Source organism: Streptomyces gobitricini (genome assembly GCF_039532985.1).
GTDB classification, from domain to species: domain Bacteria; phylum Actinomycetota; class Actinomycetes; order Streptomycetales; family Streptomycetaceae; genus Streptomyces; species Streptomyces gobitricini.
Genome location: NZ_BAAASR010000027.1, coordinates 253969 through 270938 on the forward strand (window position 1 = coordinate 253969; position 16970 = coordinate 270938).

The window sequence follows — 16970 nt, forward strand, 5'->3', positions numbered from 1 at the left end:
GGGATGTGGCGGGTGCCTCGGCCCGGGGGCGTCGGCGTCGGTGTCGGCGGGGTGCGACCCGGCGGGGCGGGGAGCCGGGCGTCCCGCCCTGGGCGTGCCGGGGGCGTCCCGCACCGTCTCGTGCGGGACGCCCGGCCGGGACGTCAGACCGTGAGCGCGCGGTCCGTGGGGCGGACGGGGGCCGGCAGCTCGCTGGCGCCCGTCAGGTAGCGGTCCACGCCCCGCGCCGCGGAGCGGCCCTCGGCGATGGCCCAGACGATGAGCGACTGGCCGCGGCCGGCGTCACCGGCGACGAACACGCCGTCGACGTTGGTCGCGTAGTCCCCGTCGCGGGCGATGTTGCCGCGCTCGTCGAGCTCCAGGCCGAACTGCCGCACCAGGCCGTTGGACTGGTCGGTGCCGGTGAAGCCCATGGCGAGGGTGACCAGCTGGGCCGGGATCTTCCGCTCGGTGCCCGGCTTCTGCTCCAGCTTGCCGTCCTTGAACTCGACCTCGACGAGGTGGAGGAACTGGACGTTGCCGTCCTCGTCGCCCTCGAAGTGGGTGGTGGAGACGGAGTAGACCCGCTCGCCGCCCTCCTCGTGGGCCGAGGTGACCTTGTAGAGCATCGGGAACGTGGGCCAGGGCTGGTTCGCGTTCCGCTCCTCGCCCGGCTTCGGCATGATCTCCAGCTGGGTGACGGAGGCCGCGCCCTGGCGGTGGGCGGTGCCCACGCAGTCCGCGCCGGTGTCACCGCCGCCGATGACCACCACGTGCTTGCCCTCGGCGGTGATGGGGGGCGCCACGAAGTCGCCCTCCTGCACCTTGTTGGCGAGCGGCAGGTACTCCATCGCGAAGTGGATGCCCTTGAGCTCCCGGCCCGGGACCGGCAGGTCGCGCGAGACGGTGGCGCCGGCGGCGATGACGACCGCGTCGTACCGGCGCCGCAGCTTCGCGGCGTCGATGTCGCGGCCGATCTCGACCTCCGTACGGAACTTGGTGCCCTCCGCGCGCATCTGCTCGATGCGCCGGTTGATGTGCACCTTCTCCATCTTGAACTCGGGGATGCCGTACCGCAGCAGACCGCCGATGCGGTCGGCCCGCTCGTACACGGCGACCGTGTGGCCGGCCCGGGTCAGCTGCTGCGCGGCGGCCAGGCCCGCCGGGCCCGAGCCGATGACGGCGACGGTCTTGCCCGACAGCCGCTCCGGCGGCTGCGGCGTGACGTCACCGGTCTCCCACGCCTTGTCGATGATGGAGACTTCGACGTTCTTGATGGTGACGGCGGGCTGGTTGATGCCCAGCACGCACGCCGACTCGCAGGGGGCCGGGCACAGCCGCCCGGTGAACTCCGGGAAGTTGTTCGTGGCGTGCAGCCGCTCGGACGCCGCGGACCAGTCCTCGCGGTAGGCGTAGTCGTTCCACTCGGGGATGAGGTTTCCGAGCGGACAGCCGTTGTGGCAGAACGGGATGCCGCAGTCCATGCACCGGCCGGCCTGCTTGCTGATGATCGGCAGCAGGGAGCCGGGAACGTAGACCTCGTTCCAGTCCTTGACGCGCTCGCCCACGGGGCGGGTCTTGGCGACTTCGCGCCCGGTGGTCAGGAAGCCCTTGGGGTCAGCCATTGGTCGCCGCCTCCATCATCTTCTCGGTGGTCTCCTGCTCGGAGAGACCGGCGAGCTCAGCGGCGTCCTTGGCGGCGAGCACTGCCTTGTACGTGGTCGGGATGATCTTGCTGAATCGGTCCGCGGCCGTGGACCAGTCGGCAAGGAGCTTCTCGGCCACGGTCGAGCCCGTCTCCTCGTGGTGGCGGCGCACGACGTCGTGCAGCCACGCCTTGTCCGTCCCGTCCAGGGCCTCGACCGCGCCGAGGTTGCCGGAGTTGACGTTGTCCCGGTCGAGGTCGATGACGTACGCGACCCCGCCCGACATACCGGCCGCGAAGTTGCGGCCCGTCTCGCCGAGGACGACCGCGTGACCGCCGGTCATGTACTCGCAGCCGTGGTCGCCCACGCCCTCGGAGACCACCAGCGCGCCGGAGTTGCGGACGCAGAAGCGCTCGCCGGTGCGGCCGCGGAGGAAGATCTCGCCGCCGGTCGCGCCGTACGCGATGGTGTTGCCCGCGATGGTCGAATACTCGGCCAGGTGGTCGGCGCCCCGGTCCGGACGGACGATCACACGGCCGCCGGACAGGCCCTTGCCGACGTAGTCGTTGGCGTCGCCCTCCAGGCGCAGCGTGACGCCGCGCGGCACGAACGCGCCGAAGGACTGGCCGGCCGAGCCGGTGAAGGTGATGTCGATGGTGTCGTCGGGCAGGCCCGCGCCACCGAACTTCTTCGTCACCTCGTGGCCGAGCATGGTGCCGACCGTGCGGTTGATGTTGCGGATGGCGACCTGGGCGCGGACCGGCTGGGCCTCCTCCGCGCTGGCCGCGTTGAGCGCCTCGGCGGCCAGCTGGATCAGCTGGTTGTCGAGCGCCTTCTCCAGGCCGTGGTCCTGCTCGATCAGCGCGTGGCGCACCGCGCCCTCGGGCAGCTCGGGCACGTAGAACAGCGGCTCGAGGTCCAGGCCCTGCGCCTTCCAGTGCGTGACCGCCCGCTCGGTGTCGAGCAGCTCGGCGTGGCCGACGGCCTCCTCCAGCGTCCGGAAGCCCAGTTCGGCGAGGAGCTCGCGCACCTCCTCCGCGATGAACTGGAAGAAGTTGACGACGTACTCGGCCTTGCCGGTGAACCGGTCGCGCAGCACCGGGTTCTGGGTGGCGATGCCGACCGGGCAGGTGTCCAGGTGGCAGACGCGCATCATGACGCAGCCGGAGACGACGAGCGGCGCGGTCGCGAAACCGAACTCCTCGGCGCCGAGGAGCGCGGCGATGACGACGTCGCGGCCGGTCTTGAGCTGGCCGTCGGTCTGGACGACGATCCGGTCGCGCAGGCCGTTGAGGAGCAGGGTCTGCTGGGTCTCGGCGAGGCCGAGCTCCCAGGGGCCGCCCGCGTGCTTGAGCGACGTGAGCGGGGACGCTCCCGTACCGCCGTCGTGGCCGGAGATGAGCACGACGTCCGCGTGCGCCTTGGAGACACCGGCGGCGACGGTCCCGACACCGACCTCGGAGACCAGCTTCACGTGGATCCGGGCGGCCGGGTTGGCGTTCTTGAGGTCGTGGATCAGCTGAGCCAGGTCCTCGATGGAGTAGATGTCGTGGTGCGGCGGCGGGGAGATCAGGCCGACACCCGGGGTGGAGTGCCGGGTCTTGGCGACCCACGGGTAGACCTTGTGGCCGGGCAGCTGGCCGCCCTCGCCGGGCTTGGCGCCCTGGGCCATCTTGATCTGGATGTCGTCCGCGTTGACCAGGTACTCGCTCGTCACACCGAAGCGGCCGGAGGCGACCTGCTTGATCGACGACCGGCGCGCCGGGTCATACAGGCGCTCGGGGTCCTCGCCGCCCTCACCGGTGTTGGACTTGCCCCCCAGCTGGTTCATGGCGATGGCGAGGGTCTCGTGCGCCTCCTGCGAGATGGAGCCGTACGACATGGCGCCGGTGGAGAACCGCTTGACGATCTCGGACGCCGGCTCGACCTCGTCGAGGGGGATCGACGGGCGGTCGGACGCGAAGCCGAACAGGCCGCGCAGCGTCATCAGGCGCTCGGACTGCTCGTTCACACGGGCCGTGTACTTCTTGAAGATGTCGTAGCGGCCGGAGCGGGTGGCGTGCTGGAGACGGAAGACCGTCTCCGGGTCGAACAGGTGCGGCTCGCCCTCGCGGCGCCACTGGTACTCGCCGCCGATCTCCAGCGCGCGGTGCGCGGAGGGGACGCCGGAGGCGGGGTACGCCTTGGCGTGGCGGGCGGCGACCTCCTTGGCGACGATGTCCAGGCCGGCGCCGCCGATCTTGGTGGCGGTGCCGTGGAAGTACTTCTCGACGAAGGCCTCGTCGAGGCCGACGGCCTCGAAGACCTGCGCGCCGCGGTAGGAGGCGACGGTCGAGATGCCCATCTTGGACATGACCTTCAGGACGCCCTTGCCGAGGGCGTAGATCAGGTTGCGGATGGCCTGCTCGGGCTCCAGGCCCTCGACGAAGGTGCCGGCGCGGACCAGGTCCTCGACGGACTCCATGGCGAGGTACGGGTTGACGGCGGCGGCACCGTAGCCGATCAGCAGCGCGACGTGGTGGACCTCGCGGACGTCGCCGGCCTCGACCAGCAGGCCCACCTGGGTGCGCTGCTTGGTGCGGATGAGGTGGTGGTGGACGGCGGAGGTGAGCAGCAGCGACGGGATCGGCGCGTGCTCGGCGTCGGAGTGCCGGTCGGAGAGCACGATGAGACGGGCGCCGGCCTCGATGGCGGCGTCGGCCTCGGCGCAGATCTCCTCGATGCGGGCGGCGAGGGCCTCGCCGCCGCCGGAGACCCGGTAGAGGCCGGAGAGCGTGGCGGCCGTCATGCCGGGCATGTCGCCGTCGGCGTTGACGTGGATGAGCTTGGCCAGCTCGTCGTTGTCGATCACCGGGAACGGCAGGGTGACACTGCGGCAGGACGCGGCGGTCGGCTCCAGCAGGTTGCCCTGGGGGCCGAGCGAGGAGCGCAGCGAGGTGACGAGCTCCTCGCGGATGGCGTCCAGCGGCGGGTTGGTGACCTGCGCGAACAGCTGGGTGAAGTAGTCGAACAGCAGCCGCGGGCGCTCGGAGAGCGCGGCGATCGGCGAGTCCGTACCCATCGAGCCGAGCGGCTCGCCACCGGTGCGGGCCATCGGCGCGAGGATGACGCGCAGCTCTTCCTCGGTGTAGCCGAAGGTCTGCTGGCGGCGGGTGACCGAGGCGTGGGTGTGGACGATGTGCTCGCGCTCGGGAAGGTCCTCGAGCTCGATGATCCCGCTCTCCAGCCACTCCTGGTACGGGTGCTCGGCGGCGAGGGCGGCCTTGATCTCGTCGTCCTCGATGATGCGGTGCTCGGCGGTGTCGACGAGGAACATCTTGCCGGGCTGGAGGCGGCCCTTGCGGACGACCTTGGCGGGGTCGATGTCCAGGACGCCGACCTCGGAGGAGAGCACGACGAGGCCCTCGTCGGTGACCCAGTAGCGACCGGGGCGCAGGCCGTTGCGGTCGAGAACGGCGCCGACCTGAACACCGTCGGTGAAGGTGACACAGGCCGGGCCGTCCCAGGGCTCCATCATCGTGGAGTGGTACTGGTAGAAGGCGCGCCGGGCCGGGTCCATGGAGTCGTGGTTCTCCCACGCCTCGGGGACCATCATCAGCACGCTGTGCGGCAGCGAACGGCCACCGAGGTGGAGCAGCTCCAGCACCTCGTCGAAGGAGGCGGAGTCGGAGGCGTCCGGCGTGCACACCGGGAAGATCCGGTCCAGCTTCTCGGCCCCGAAGAGGTCGGAGACCAGCTGCGACTCGCGGGCGCGCATCCAGTTGCGGTTTCCCTTGACCGTGTTGATCTCGCCGTTGTGGGCGACGAACCGGTACGGGTGGGCCAGCGGCCAGCTCGGGAAGGTGTTGGTGGAGAACCGGGAGTGGACGAGCGCCACGGCGGTGGCGCAGCGGCGGTCCGACAGGTCCGGGAAGAACGGCTCGAGCTGCCCGGTGGTGAGCATGCCCTTGTAGACGATGGTGCGGGCGGAGAGCGAGGGGAAGTAGACCCCGGCCTCGCGCTCGGCGCGCTTGCGCAGCACGAACGCCTTGCGGTCCAGGTCGATGCACGTGCTCGTACCGCCGTCGCCGACGAACAGCTGGCGGAAGGCCGGCATGGTCGAGCGGGCGGTGGCGCCGAGCAGCTCGGGGGCGACGGGGACGTCGCGCCAGCCGAGGACGGTGAGGTTCTCCTCGGCGGCGATCGTCTCGATCCGCGAGACGGCCTGTGCGGAGCCGTCGGCGGGGAGGAAGGCGATGCCGACGGCGTACTCACCGGCTGCCGGGAGTGCGAAGTCGGTGACCTCGCGGAGGAACGCGTCCGGCACCTGGAGCAGGATGCCCGCGCCGTCGCCGGAGTCGGGCTCGGAGCCGGTGGCGCCCCGGTGCTCAAGGTTGCGCAGAACGGTCAGCGCCTGCTCCACCAGCGCGTGGCTGGCGACACCGGTGAGGGTGGCAACGAAGCCGACACCACAGGCGTCGTGCTCGTTGCGGGGGTCGTACATACCCTGCGGGGCGGGGCGACCGTCCATGGGCGACCAGGCGTCGGAACGCATCGGCTCTCCCGTCGTCGTCGTGGCTGGGGGCACCTCCCAGACGGAGCCTGGGGGAGCGAGTACCAGAGGGACGACGCTGGCCCTCCGCAAAATTTCGTGCAGGTTACATGATGGAGTGCTTCTCGAAAAGCGGAAAGCTCGTTCCAGCATGCGGACACCGCTCATGGCGGTGGGGGGTTCCGGGCCCGGCGGGCGGACGGACCGTCGAGAGATCGACATCCGGCGGCCCGTGGGGTGAGCGGGCTTCGTTGCCCGCAGCGCTAACGGCTCATGCCCCGTGGCGAGGGCTTCGAAACCGCCGTATTACGGCTACTTATGTGCCGCGCCGCATAGTGTCTCACCGGAGGAGCGGATAGGGCTATTGGACGTTCGTCACAACGGTCACGGCGTTCTCCACAACGCTCACCGCGTCCGTCCAGGGCGGTCGCGGCGTTCTCCACAACAGTAGGCCAACCGTACGGCGAAGCCCCCTCGGCCGCCTGCCGAGAGGGCCGACCCGCGGCGACTAGACCGCCGCGCCGAACAAGGCACCCAGGCCGTAGGTGACGGCCGCGGCGGCGCCGCCCAGGGCGAGCTGGCGCAGGCCGCTGTACCACCAGCTCCGCGCCGTCACCCGGGCCACCAGGGCGCCGCACGCGAACAGTCCCAGCAGCGCCAGCAGGACCGCCGGCCACAGCGTGGTGGCGCCCAGCAGGTAGGGCAGGACGGGCAGCAGCGCGCCGAGCGCGAACGACCCGAAGGAGGACGCGGCGGCGACCGTCGGCGAGGGCAGGTCGTCCGGGTCGATGCCGAGCTCCTCGCGGGCGTGGATCTCCAGCGCCTGCTCGGGGTCCCTCGACAGCTGCATGGCGACCTCGCGGGCCAGCGCCGGCTCGACGCCACGCGCCACGTACAGCGCCGCGAGCTCCTCCATCTCGTCCACCGGGTGCTTGCGCAACTGGAGACGCTCCACGTCCAGTTCCGCCTCGACGAGTTCGCGCTGCGAAGCCACCGAGGTGTACTCGCCGGCGGCCATGGAGAACGCGCCGGCCGCGAGCCCGGCCAGCCCCGTGATGACGATGGTCTGCTGGGACACGGCGCCACCCGCGACACCGGTCATCAGCGCGAGGTTGGAGACAAGACCGTCCATCGCGCCGAAGACGGCGGGACGGAGCCAGCCGCCGTTCACATCTCGGTGGGTGTGGTTGTCGCGGTGCGCCTCGTGAAGCGTCGCCTCGGTCTCGATGATGGACACAGCTCTCCCCTTACGCCTTGCGTACAGCAGCGGGTCCGGGTGACCCCGCCTCCCCCGACACCTCGAAAATACGCGCCATGTAAGGGGCGCGCCAGCAAGGCAGGCTTTACTTACCAGGCGTCCGACCAGGCGTCCGACCAGGCGTCCGACCAGGCGTCCGCAGGCATCGGCCGCGCGTCCGCCAGGCCGTTTCGCCCTCCCCCGTCGCCAGGCGTGCGGGACGGCTGCGGCTGCGGCTGCGGCTGCGGCTGCGGCAGGCGAGTGACAGCGCCGGTCGCATTGATCCGCGCCTCCGCCCGGCCGCCCGGCCGCGCCGCCCCGGGACCTGACGCACCGGGGCCCGCCCCACGGCCGCGCCCGGCCCCGGGACGCCGGCCGCCCCGCACGCCCACCCGGCGGCCAGCCCGGCTCCGGCCCGCCCGGCGGGAGGGGCCGGGGCGGGAGGCACCGGACCTGCCACGCACCGCGGCCCTGCCCGGCCTCGCGGGCGGAGCCGGTACCGGCCGCCGGGCGTCCGTCCGACCCGCCCCCGGGGCGCGGCACCGCCCCCGTTCCCCCTCCGGGGCCACCCGGCCACAGGACGGCCGCGGTGCCGGCCCCGGCGGACGCACCGGGTCCGGCCGCGGCACGGGCACCGGCGGGAGAGGCGTGGCGCCCGCCGCCCCTCCTGGCGGACCGCGGCGCGTCGAGGGTCTCCTCCTCGGCCTCGCCGCCGGTGACGCCGCGGGCCGGGCCCGCCGCCCGGCACCGCGCCGCCCGCATGCCCGAGTGGGCCCGACGCCTCACCCGCGAACCCGACACGTTCGCCGAGCAGAACGCCACCACCACCCTCCCCGTCCCCATCGCCCTCCACCAGCCCCCGAACCGCTCCGCCTCGGCCCCTCCGACGACGCCGAGTGGGCGGCCTTCACCGAGGCCCGCAACCCGTTCCGCGAGTGGATCGGCGCCCGGATCCGCGCGGACGTCCACGGCTGGACCCACCCCGGAGACCCGGCGGCCGCCGCCGAGCATGCCCACCGGGACGCCGGTCCTCGCCCACACCGCCAACGGCGTGTTCGGCGCCATGTTCACCGCGGCCGTCATCGCCACCGCCGCCTCCGGCACCGTCGACGTCCACCAGTCGCGCGCCGCCGGGCTGACCGTCGTCCCACCCGACTCACGCCTGGCCCGAGCGGTCCGCTTCGGCATCGCGACGGCCCACGCCCACTCCGGCTTCGACACCGTCGTCGACCGGCTCCACACCGCCTACGGCTCCTACCACTGGGTACACGTCGTCCCGAACACCGCCCTCCTCGCCGCCGCGCCCACCCACGCCGACGGCGACTACATCCTCTCCATCTGCCGTGCCGTCTCCGGCGGCTGGGACACCGGCTGCAACGGTGCCACCGCCGGTTCCGTCGCCGGTCTCCCGGCCGGCCCGTCCCGAAAGGATCCCCGACCGCTGGGCCGCGCCCCTCAAGAACCGCCTCGCCACCTCCGTCCCCACGTTCGACGGCGTCGGTTCCGACACCCTCGCCACCCTCACTCACCGGCTCGCACACCAGGAGGCACCCCGCCCATGACCCACATCGTGGTGCTCGGCAGCACCAACATGGACCTCGTCGCCTATGTGGGCCGCGCCCCCGAACTCGGCGAGACCGTCACGGGACGCGAGTTCCGCACGATCCCCGGCGGCAAGGGCGCCAACCAGGCGGTCGCCGCCGCCCGCGCCGGGGCGGAGGTGTCGATGATCGGCGCCGTCGGCTCCGACGAGTTCGGCGCCCGCCTCCGGGCCGGGCTCACCGCCGCCGGTGTCGACACCGATCTCCTCCGCACCGTCGACGGCCCCTCGGGCACCGCCCACATCGTCGTCGACGACGAGGGCGGCAACGCGATCGTCGTCATCCCCGGCGCCAACGGCAGCGTCACCTCCCTGGCCCCCGGCGACGAAACGCTCATCGCCACCGGCTCCGCCCTGCTGCTCCAACTGGAACTCCCCCTCTCCGCCGTCACCGCCGGCGCCGAAGCCGCCCGCCGCCACGGCGTGCGCACGATCCTCACTCCCGCCCCCGCCCAGCCACTCCCCCCGGCACTGCTCGCCGCCACCGACCTGCTGGTACCCAACGAGCACGAGGCGGCGGCCCTCACCGGCCACGCCGACCCGCGCGCGGCCGCCGACGCGCTGCTCCGCCAGGTTCCGGAGGTCGTCATCACCCTCGGCGGGGCCGGCAGCCTGTACGCGGCCCGCGGCGCCGACCCGGTCACCGTCCCCGCCCCTCGGGTCCGGGCCGTCGACACCACCGCCGCCGGCGACACCTTCGTCGGCGCCCTGGCCGTCGCCCTCGGCGAGGGCACCCCCGTGCCCGACGCCCTCGCCTGGGCGTCGTCCGCCGCCGCCCTGTCCGTCCAGCGCCCCGGCGCCACGTCCTCGATGCCGTACCGCACGGAGATCGACACCGCATGACCACCACCTCTCCGGCCGCTCCCCCGCTCCAGGGCCTGCGCGACCTCGACCTCGCCACCCTCTTCGCCCGCCCGCCGGCGGCGACCATGCTCGGCGACTTCGGCGCCGACGTCATCAAGGTCGAGCACCCCCGCAGACCCGACCCCTCCCGGGCCACGGCCGGCCAAGAACGGCGTCGGACTCCGGTGGAAGCTGCTCGGCCGCAACAAGCGCGCCATCACCGTCGACCTGTCCACCCCCGGCGGCCGCGCCACGGCGCAGGGCGTGCAGCGGGACTCCGAGGGCGAGGTCCGAACCTGCCCCCGCCCGCGCAGTCCGTCCATCCGGACGTCCGCGACCTGGACGGCCTCGACGGCCTCGCCGCTTGTTGCGTCGCCCATGGTCGTGCGCTCGGATTCCTGGGCCGTACGGCGACCCACCCGCGCCGGCTGCCGTCATCGAGCGGGCGTACCTCCCGGCCCCCGAGGAGGTGGCGGCGGAGGAGGAGATCGTGAAGGCGGCCGCCGCCGACGCGGGCGCGCCGGCCCTTCCGGACGGCCGCTTCGTCGACGCGGCGGTCGTCGCGGCCGCCCGCCGCACCCTGTCCATCGCCAGGGCCCACCGGGCGTGAAACGAGGCGGCCGCCGGAACCCTCCAGGTCCCGACGGCCGCCTCACACCACGGACGGATCAGCTCTTCTCGGCCGACTCCGGCTTCACACCGGGCTCTTTCGAACCGGCCGCCGTACCGGCCCCGGACGTGTTCGCGTCCGGGCCGGCAGACCCCGCCCGGTCGGCAGACCCCGCCGAGTCGGCAGACCCCGCCGGGTCAGCGGCTCCCGCCGAGTCCGCCTTCGCCGAGCCGGTCCTGTCCGTCTTCGCCATGCCGGTGCTGTCCGTAACCGCCTTGGCCGCGTCGGCCTTCGCCTGCTGCGCGAGTGCCGCCGGTTCCACGATCTCCTCGCGCCCCGGCCGCATCCGCGACGAGACGACGATGTACGTCATGGCCAGCAGGAAGACCACGATCGCGGTCCACACGTTCAGGCGGAGGCCGAGCACGTGGTGCGCCTCGTCGACGCGCATGTACTCGATCCAGCCGCGTCCGGCGCAGTACGCCGCGACGTACAGCGCGAACGCCCGGCCGTGGCCCAGCCGGAACCGACGGTCCGCCCAGACGACCAGCAGTGCGACGCCGACGCACCACAGCGACTCGTACAGGAAGGTCGGGTGGTAGAGACCGGCCTCGCGGTTGGCGCCGTCGCTGATCTCCAGCGCCCACGGGAGGTCGGTGGGCCGGCCGTACAGCTCCTGGTTGAACCAGTTGCCCCAGCGTCCGATCGCCTGGGCGAGGGCGATGCCGGGCGCGATGGCGTCCGCGTACGCCGGCAGCGGGATGCCGCGGCGCCGGCAGCCGATCCAGGCGCCCACCGCGCCGAGCGCGATGGCGCCCCAGATACCGAGGCCGCCTTCCCAGATCTTGAAGGCGTCGACCCAGTTCTCGCCCTCGCTGAAGTACAGCTGGTAGTCGGTGACGACGTGGTACAGCCGACCGCCGACGAGGCCGAAGGGCACGGCCCATACGGCGATGTCGGCCACGGTGCCGGCTTTGCCGCCCCGGGCGAGCCAGCGCTTGTTGCCGTACCAGACGGCGACGAAGACACCGATGATGATGCAGAAGGCGTAGCCGCGCAGCGGGACCGGTCCGAGATGGAGCACACCGGTCGACGGGCTGGGAATGTAGGCAAGGTCCATGGCAGGTCCGACGCTACCCTGCCGGGCGGGAGACAGGGCAACCCGCCCGGCAAAGACTGCATAACAGCGACAGCCGCCGCCGCGCTCAGTTCCCAGTGGGCGACGCGGGGGCCTGCGGCGAGGCGGGAGCGGCGGGGGACGGGAAGGCCGTGCCCGGCTTCTTGCCCTTGTTCGCCTCGGCGACCCACTTCTTCAGGTTCTCGATGGAGATCTGCTCGTCGCCCTTGCTCGGGAAGATGGACTCTCCGTTGAGCAGCACCGTCGGCGTGCCCCGGAAGTCGCCGCTGCGGAAGGCCTCGTTGGACTTCTTCACCCAGCTGTCGTGCGTACCCTCCGACACGCAGGAGCGGAAGGCGGGGGTGTCCAGTCCGGGCACCTTCGCCGCCAGCTCGAAGAGCTTGGCGTCCCGGGCGAAGGCGTCGTCCGGCTCCGGGGGCTGGTTCTGGTAGAGCACGTCGTGGTACGGGACGAACTTGCCGGCGTCCTGGGCGCACGCGGCGGCGTTCGCCGCGTTGAGCGAGCCGCTGCCGCCCATGTTGCCGTCGATGATCGTGGCGAGGCGGTACTCGACCTTGATCTGGCCGGAGTCGGTCAGCTGGTGGATGGTGTCCCGGGCGGCGTTCTCGAACTGGGCGCAGGCCGGGCAGCGGAAGTCCTCCCAGATCGTGAGCGTGGAGGGGGCGTCGGTGGCGCCGGCCGGGATGGCCAGCTGCTCCTCGCCGACCGCGCCGGTGGGGGCCACGACGGGGCCGGAGCCGGAGCCGTCACCCTCGTCGCCGGTGTTCGCGGCGATGACGCCGACCACCGCGGCGAGGCCGAGCACTCCGACGACGGCCGCCGACACGAGCAGCGTGCGCCTGCGCCGCTCCCGGGCCTTCTGCTGCTCGCGTTCGATCTGGAGCCGTTCGCGCGCGCTCCGCTTGCCTTCACTGTTCTTCTCGCTCACGCCCACAGCAACGAACCGGGGAGGCGCGGGCGCGCCTCCCCGGCCCGGATCCACCCGTACGAGCTACGAAACTCGCCGTACTCCTCGGGCGAGTTCGCCCGCCAGTTCCCGTACGGCGGCGACGCCGGCCGCCTGGTCGTCGGCGTCGAGCATCCGCTTGACGAAGGCGGAACCGACGATGACCCCGTCGGCGAAGGTGGCGACCTCGGCGGCCTGTTCGGCGTTGGAGACGCCGAGGCCGACGCAGACCGGCAGGCCGGAGGTGGCCCGGGTGCGGCGCACCAGGTCGGCCGCCTGCTCGCCGACGGACTCACGGGTGCCGGTGACGCCCATCAGGGAGGCGGCGTAGACGAAGCCGGAGCCGGCCTCGGTGATGGTGGCGAGCCGCTCGTCCTTGCTGCTGGGCGCGACGACGAAGACGGTCGCCAGGCCGTGCTTGTCGGCGTGTTCGCGCCAGACGGCGGACTCCTGGACGGGCAGGTCGGGCAGGATGCAGCCGGCGCCGCCCGCCTCGGCGAGTTCGGCGGTGAAGCGCTCGACGCCGTACCGGTCGATGGGGTTCCAGTACGTCATGACCAGGACCGGCTTGCCGGTGGCCTCGTGAGCCTCGCGGACGGTACGCATCACGTCGGCGATCCTGACGCCGCCGCGCAGCGCGATGTCGTCGGCGGTCTGGATGACCGGACCGTCCAGGACCGGGTCGCTGTGCGGCAGGCCGACCTCGACGACGTCGGCGCCGCCGTCGAAGACGGCCTTGACCGCTTCGATCCCGCCGTCGACGGTGGGGAAGCCGGCCGGGAGGTACGCGATGAGCGCGGCCCGGTTCTCGGTCCTGGCCTGCTCCAGGGTGTGCTGAAGCAGCTGGATGTTCCCGCTCACTTGGTGCCCCCCTGGGCCTCGGTGCCCGTCCGGGTCTCGGTGTCCGTCCGGGTCTCGGTGTCCGTCTGGATCTCGGCGGCGCCGTCGTCGGCGGAGGCGTCGGCCTCGACCGGGGCGGCGTCGGTGCCGTACAGGCCGAAGTAGCGCGCGGCGGTGTCCATGTCCTTGTCGCCGCGGCCGGAGAGGTTCACCACGATGAGGCCGTCCTCGCCGAGCTCCCGGCCGAGTTCCAGCGCGCCGGCCAGCGCGTGGGCCGACTCGATGGCCGGGATGATGCCCTCGCTGCGGGACAGCAGGCGCAGGGCCTGCATGGCAGCGTCGTCGGTCACCGCGCGGTACTCGCCGCGGCCACTGTCCTTGAGGTACGAGTGCTCCGGGCCGATGCCCGGGTAGTCCAGACCGGCGGAGATCGAGTACGGCTCGGTGATCTGGCCCTCGTCGTCCTGGAGGACGTACGAGCGCGAGCCGTGCAGGATGCCGGGCTCGCCGGCGGTGAGCGTGGCGGCGTGCTCGCCCGTCTCCACGCCGTGTCCGGCGGGCTCGCAGCCCACCAGCCGCACGTCGGTGTCCCCGATGAACGCGTGGAAGAGCCCGATGGCGTTGGAGCCACCGCCGACGCAGGCGACGGCCGCGTCGGGCAGCCGGCCGGCCCGCTCCAGGATCTGGCGGCGGGCCTCGACGCCGATGACACGGTGGAAGTCGCGGACCATGGCGGGGAACGGGTGCGGTCCGGCGACCGTGCCGAAGAGGTAGTGCGTGCGGTCGACGTTGGCGACCCAGTCGCGGAACGCCTCGTTGATGGCGTCCTTGAGCGTGCGGCTGCCGGACTTGACCGGGATGACCTCGGCGCCGAGCATCCGCATCCGGGCGACGTTCAGCGCCTGGCGCTGGGTGTCGATCTCGCCCATGTAGATGGTGCATTCGAGGCCGAACAGGGCGCAGGCGGTGGCGGTGGCGACGCCGTGCTGACCGGCACCGGTCTCGGCGATGACCCGGGTCTTGCCCATGCGCTTGGTGAGCAGGGCCTGACCCAGGACGTTGTTGATCTTGTGCGAGCCGGTGTGGTTCAGGTCCTCCCGCTTGAGGAAGATCCGGGCGCCACCCGCGTGCCGTGCGAACCGGGGGACCTCGGTGAGCGCGCTCGGCCGCCCGGTGTAGTTGACCAGCAGGTCGTCGAGCTCGGCGGCGAACGCGGGGTCGTTCTTGGCCTTGTCGTACTCGACGGCGACCTCGTCGACCGCGGCGACGAGGGCCTCGGGGATGAACTTGCCGCCGTAGGCGCCGAAGTAGCCCTCGGCGCTCGGGACCTGGCCCTCGGGATCGGGAATGAAGAACTCGCTGGGCATGCGACATGCTCCTCTACGGAGGCGGCGTGCGCCCCCGGATGTCTTGGCGTGACGGTGGTCTCGGTGTGCGCCGACGCCACCGGTCGACCGCAGGCCGCCCGCCCGTCCGGGTGCCCGCGTCGCGCGGGTACGGAGGGCTGTGGGTCAGCGGTGGGGGTGGCGCGCGGTGCGCGCCCGCCATCGCATGCCGTTGACCTGACCGGGCTCGTCACCGATGACATAGCGGACGCGGCGCCCGCGCACGCGCCGTGCCGGGGCCCGGCAGCCACGGGGACGGCAGCCCCTGGCCAGCCGGGCGTAGGGGTCGCGCGACGCCGTGGCGTCCGCCGCCGGGGCGGTCAGGTACGCGGGTGTGGTGCCCGTGCCGGGCGGGTCGATGGGCCGCACGCCGAGGACGGCCGGGGCGCCGGGGCACGCGCGCGTGGAGGCGTCCGTACCGGGGGCCCCGGGGCGCCGGCCCCGGGACGCGGAGGTGGAACCGTCCGCCGGGCACGCGCGCGTGGCCGCGGGTGACGCCTGCGCCGGGCGCGGGGGCGTCCGGTGCGGCGTCGCGGCGGCGACGGGGCGGGCGGCGACGGTCATGGGGAGGGCTCAGCCCCGTCCGTGCCGGAGGGCCGGGTGGGCGCCGGCGGCGACCAGGTCGGCCACGGCCGACTTGGGGTCGCGCCCGGTCACCAGGGACTCGCCGACGAGCACGGCGTCCGCGCCCGCGTTGGCGTACGCGATCAGGTCGTGGGGGCCGCGGATGCCCGACTCGGCAATCTTCACGATGCCGGCGGGGATCTCAGGACCTACCCGCTCGAAGGTGGAGCGGTCGACCTTGAGGGTCTTCAGGTTGCGCGCGTTGACACCGATGACGCGGGCGCCCGCGTCGACGGCACGCTCGACCTCGTCCTCGTCGTGCACCTCGACCAGCGGGGTCAGGCCGATGGACTCGGCCCGCTCGATCAGCGACTCCAGGGCGGGCTGCTCCAGAGCGGCGACGATCAGCAGGGCGAGGTCGGCGCCGTACGCCCGGGCCTCCCAGAGCTGGTAGGCGGTGACGATGAAGTCCTTGCGCAGGACCGGGATGTCGACCTTGGCGCGCACGGCTTCGAGGTCGGCGAGTGAGCCGCCGAAGCGCCGCTGCTCGGTCAGTACGGAGATGACGGCGGCGCCGCCCGCTTCGTAGTCCGCGGCGAGCCCCGCGGGGTCCGCGATCGCGGCGAGCGCGCCCTTGGAGGGGCTGGAGCGCTTCACCTCGCAGATGACCTTGACGCCGTCGCCGCGCAGTGCGGCGGCACCCTCCTTGGCCTGGGGCGCCTTGGCAGCCCGCTCCTTGAGCTCGTCGAGGGAGACCCGCGCCTGTCGCTCTGCGAGGTCGGCGCGAACGCCTTCGATGATCTCGTCGAGCACACTCACGCGAGAGGCCCCCTTCCGGGACGGCGATGTTGGATCACGATCGGTCACCTCGATGGTATCCGCACCGGGGCCAAGAGTCCTCATCCGCCCGATCGCACCGCTGTGAGCTGCGGTTTCACGGAGCGAGCGCGGCACCGAACGGCAGATTCCGGACGACGGAGAAAACCGCCAGCACCACACCCCCGGACCACCACCAGACGGGGCCGAGGGTGATCCGGACGGGGAGTCCCCGGACGGCCCTCACCAGCCAGAACACGATGCCCACCGCGAAGAGCACATAGGCGGCGACGGCGAGCGCGTTGGCACCCAGGGCGGTGGCCGGATCGCCGTGGATGAAGGCGTGGGCGCTGCGCAGGCCGCCGCAACCGGGGCAGAGGAGCCCGGTGAAGCGCAGCAGCGGGCAGACGGGGTAGTGCCCGGGTTCGTTGGGATCGACCGTCCCGACGTACGCGAAGGCGGCCGCGACCCCGGCGAGTGCGCCGAGGGGCGGCGTGACCCGCTGTACCAGCGAGCGCGGCGCCACCCCGTACGGGCCGGGCTCCCCAGCGGTCCCCCCGCCCGCGCCGGGCCGGCCGGGCTCCCCCGGCCGGGCGTCGGACAACCGGGCGCTGGAGGACGGCCGGGCGTCGGAGGACGACCGGGCCTCGGACGGCCGGGGCTCGGGCTGGGCGTCGAACGGCGGCCGGGCGTCGGACGGCCGGGCGTGGGGCGCCCCGGGGAGGCCGGGCCGTGGGGAGGCGGCCGGGCCGGCCGTCGCCGGCGCCGTGCTCGGGGTGGCGGCCGGACCGGTCGGCGCCGGCGGCAGCGGCTCGGAGCACGGCGCGGCCGAGGG

At 73.0% G+C, this 16970-nt stretch carries 12 protein-coding genes and 2 pseudogenes; 4 read left to right on the forward strand and 10 right to left on the reverse strand.

Going from position 1 to position 16970, the window contains the following annotated elements; translation table 11 throughout:
- Positions 1-143 precede the first annotated feature (143 nt).
- The 3 genes from ABD347_RS24330 to ABD347_RS24340 form a co-directional block, all read right to left on the reverse strand.
- The gene (locus ABD347_RS24330; protein ID WP_344364983.1) at positions 144-1604 is read right to left on the reverse strand and encodes a glutamate synthase subunit beta; all 1461 of its coding nucleotides are present in this window, start codon (positions 1602-1604) and stop codon (positions 144-146) included.
- Positions 1597-6159 carry a glutamate synthase large subunit gene (gltB, locus tag ABD347_RS24335; RefSeq protein WP_344364984.1) on the reverse strand — a complete coding sequence of 1521 codons (4563 nt, stop codon included), beginning with the start codon at positions 6157-6159 and terminating at the stop codon, positions 1597-1599. The genes ABD347_RS24330 and gltB overlap by 8 nt, the downstream gene beginning before the upstream one ends.
- A 505-nt stretch (positions 6160-6664) precedes the next feature.
- Complete coding sequence (locus tag ABD347_RS24340; protein WP_344364986.1) at positions 6665-7393, reverse strand: VIT1/CCC1 transporter family protein; 729 nt, start codon at positions 7391-7393, stop codon at positions 6665-6667.
- A 1063-nt stretch (positions 7394-8456) separates the two neighbouring features.
- On the opposite strand from ABD347_RS24340, the pseudogene ABD347_RS30740 reads away from it, so the two are divergent.
- From ABD347_RS30740 to ABD347_RS24360, 4 genes and pseudogenes are all read left to right on the forward strand, one after another.
- A pseudogene (locus ABD347_RS30740) lies at positions 8457-8750 on the forward strand (ADP-ribosylglycohydrolase family protein); the annotation flags it as partial.
- A 201-nt stretch (positions 8751-8951) separates the two neighbouring features.
- Complete coding sequence (rbsK, locus tag ABD347_RS24350) at positions 8952-9836, forward strand: ribokinase (protein ID WP_344364988.1); 885 nt, start codon at positions 8952-8954, stop codon at positions 9834-9836.
- Positions 9833-10091 (forward strand): annotated as a pseudogene (locus ABD347_RS24355) (CoA transferase); the annotation flags it as partial. The gene rbsK and the pseudogene ABD347_RS24355, both read left to right, overlap by 4 nt.
- Before the next feature lie 214 nt (positions 10092-10305).
- Positions 10306-10446 (forward strand): hypothetical protein, encoded by a 141-nt coding sequence (locus tag ABD347_RS24360; RefSeq protein ID WP_344364991.1) that lies wholly within the window; start codon positions 10306-10308, stop codon positions 10444-10446.
- A gap of 58 nt (positions 10447-10504) precedes the next feature.
- Here ABD347_RS24360 and lgt read toward each other — a convergent pair whose 3' ends face one another.
- The 7 genes from lgt to ABD347_RS30745 form a co-directional block, all read right to left on the reverse strand.
- Complete coding sequence (gene lgt / locus ABD347_RS24365) at positions 10505-11566, reverse strand: prolipoprotein diacylglyceryl transferase (RefSeq protein ID WP_344364994.1); 1062 nt, start codon at positions 11564-11566, stop codon at positions 10505-10507.
- 85 nt (positions 11567-11651) lie between these two features.
- A complete protein-coding gene (locus ABD347_RS24370; protein ID WP_344364996.1) occupies positions 11652-12512 on the reverse strand; it encodes a DsbA family protein in 861 nt (286 codons plus the stop codon).
- Between the two features lie 63 nt (positions 12513-12575).
- Positions 12576-13391 (reverse strand): tryptophan synthase subunit alpha, encoded by an 816-nt coding sequence (gene trpA / locus ABD347_RS24375; protein ID WP_344364999.1) that lies wholly within the window; start codon positions 13389-13391, stop codon positions 12576-12578.
- Complete coding sequence (gene trpB / locus ABD347_RS24380) at positions 13388-14737, reverse strand: tryptophan synthase subunit beta (protein WP_344365001.1); 1350 nt, start codon at positions 14735-14737, stop codon at positions 13388-13390. Before trpB ends, trpA begins: the two co-directional genes overlap by 4 nt.
- A gap of 144 nt (positions 14738-14881) precedes the next feature.
- Positions 14882-15079 carry a tryptophan biosynthesis modulator TrpM gene (trpM, locus tag ABD347_RS24385; RefSeq protein ID WP_344365039.1) on the reverse strand — a complete coding sequence of 66 codons (198 nt, stop codon included), beginning with the start codon at positions 15077-15079 and terminating at the stop codon, positions 14882-14884.
- 249 nt (positions 15080-15328) lie between these two features.
- Positions 15329-16138, reverse strand: coding sequence for an indole-3-glycerol phosphate synthase TrpC (gene trpC, locus ABD347_RS24390; protein WP_344365003.1), 810 nt, complete (start codon positions 16136-16138; stop codon positions 15329-15331).
- 115 nt (positions 16139-16253) lie between these two features.
- On the reverse strand, positions 16254-16970 hold a 717-nt coding region (locus ABD347_RS30745; RefSeq protein ID WP_425575752.1), incomplete at its 5' end, for a DUF2752 domain-containing protein.

What these genes read in the sequence shown, in the direction of transcription:
- ABD347_RS24330 (WP_344364983.1), bottom strand. Translation starts at nt 1,604, where the DNA reads ATGGCTGACCCCAAGGGCTTCCTGACCACCGGGCGCGAAGTCGCCAAG.
- gltB (WP_344364984.1), bottom strand. Translation starts at nt 6,159, where the DNA reads ATGCGTTCCGACGCCTGGTCGCCCATGGACGGTCGCCCCGCCCCGCAG.
- rbsK (WP_344364988.1), top strand. Translation starts at nt 8,952, where the DNA reads ATGACCCACATCGTGGTGCTCGGCAGCACCAACATGGACCTCGTCGCC.
- lgt (WP_344364994.1), bottom strand. Translation starts at nt 11,566, where the DNA reads ATGGACCTTGCCTACATTCCCAGCCCGTCGACCGGTGTGCTCCATCTC.
- trpB (WP_344365001.1), bottom strand. Translation starts at nt 14,737, where the DNA reads ATGCCCAGCGAGTTCTTCATTCCCGATCCCGAGGGCCAGGTCCCGAGC.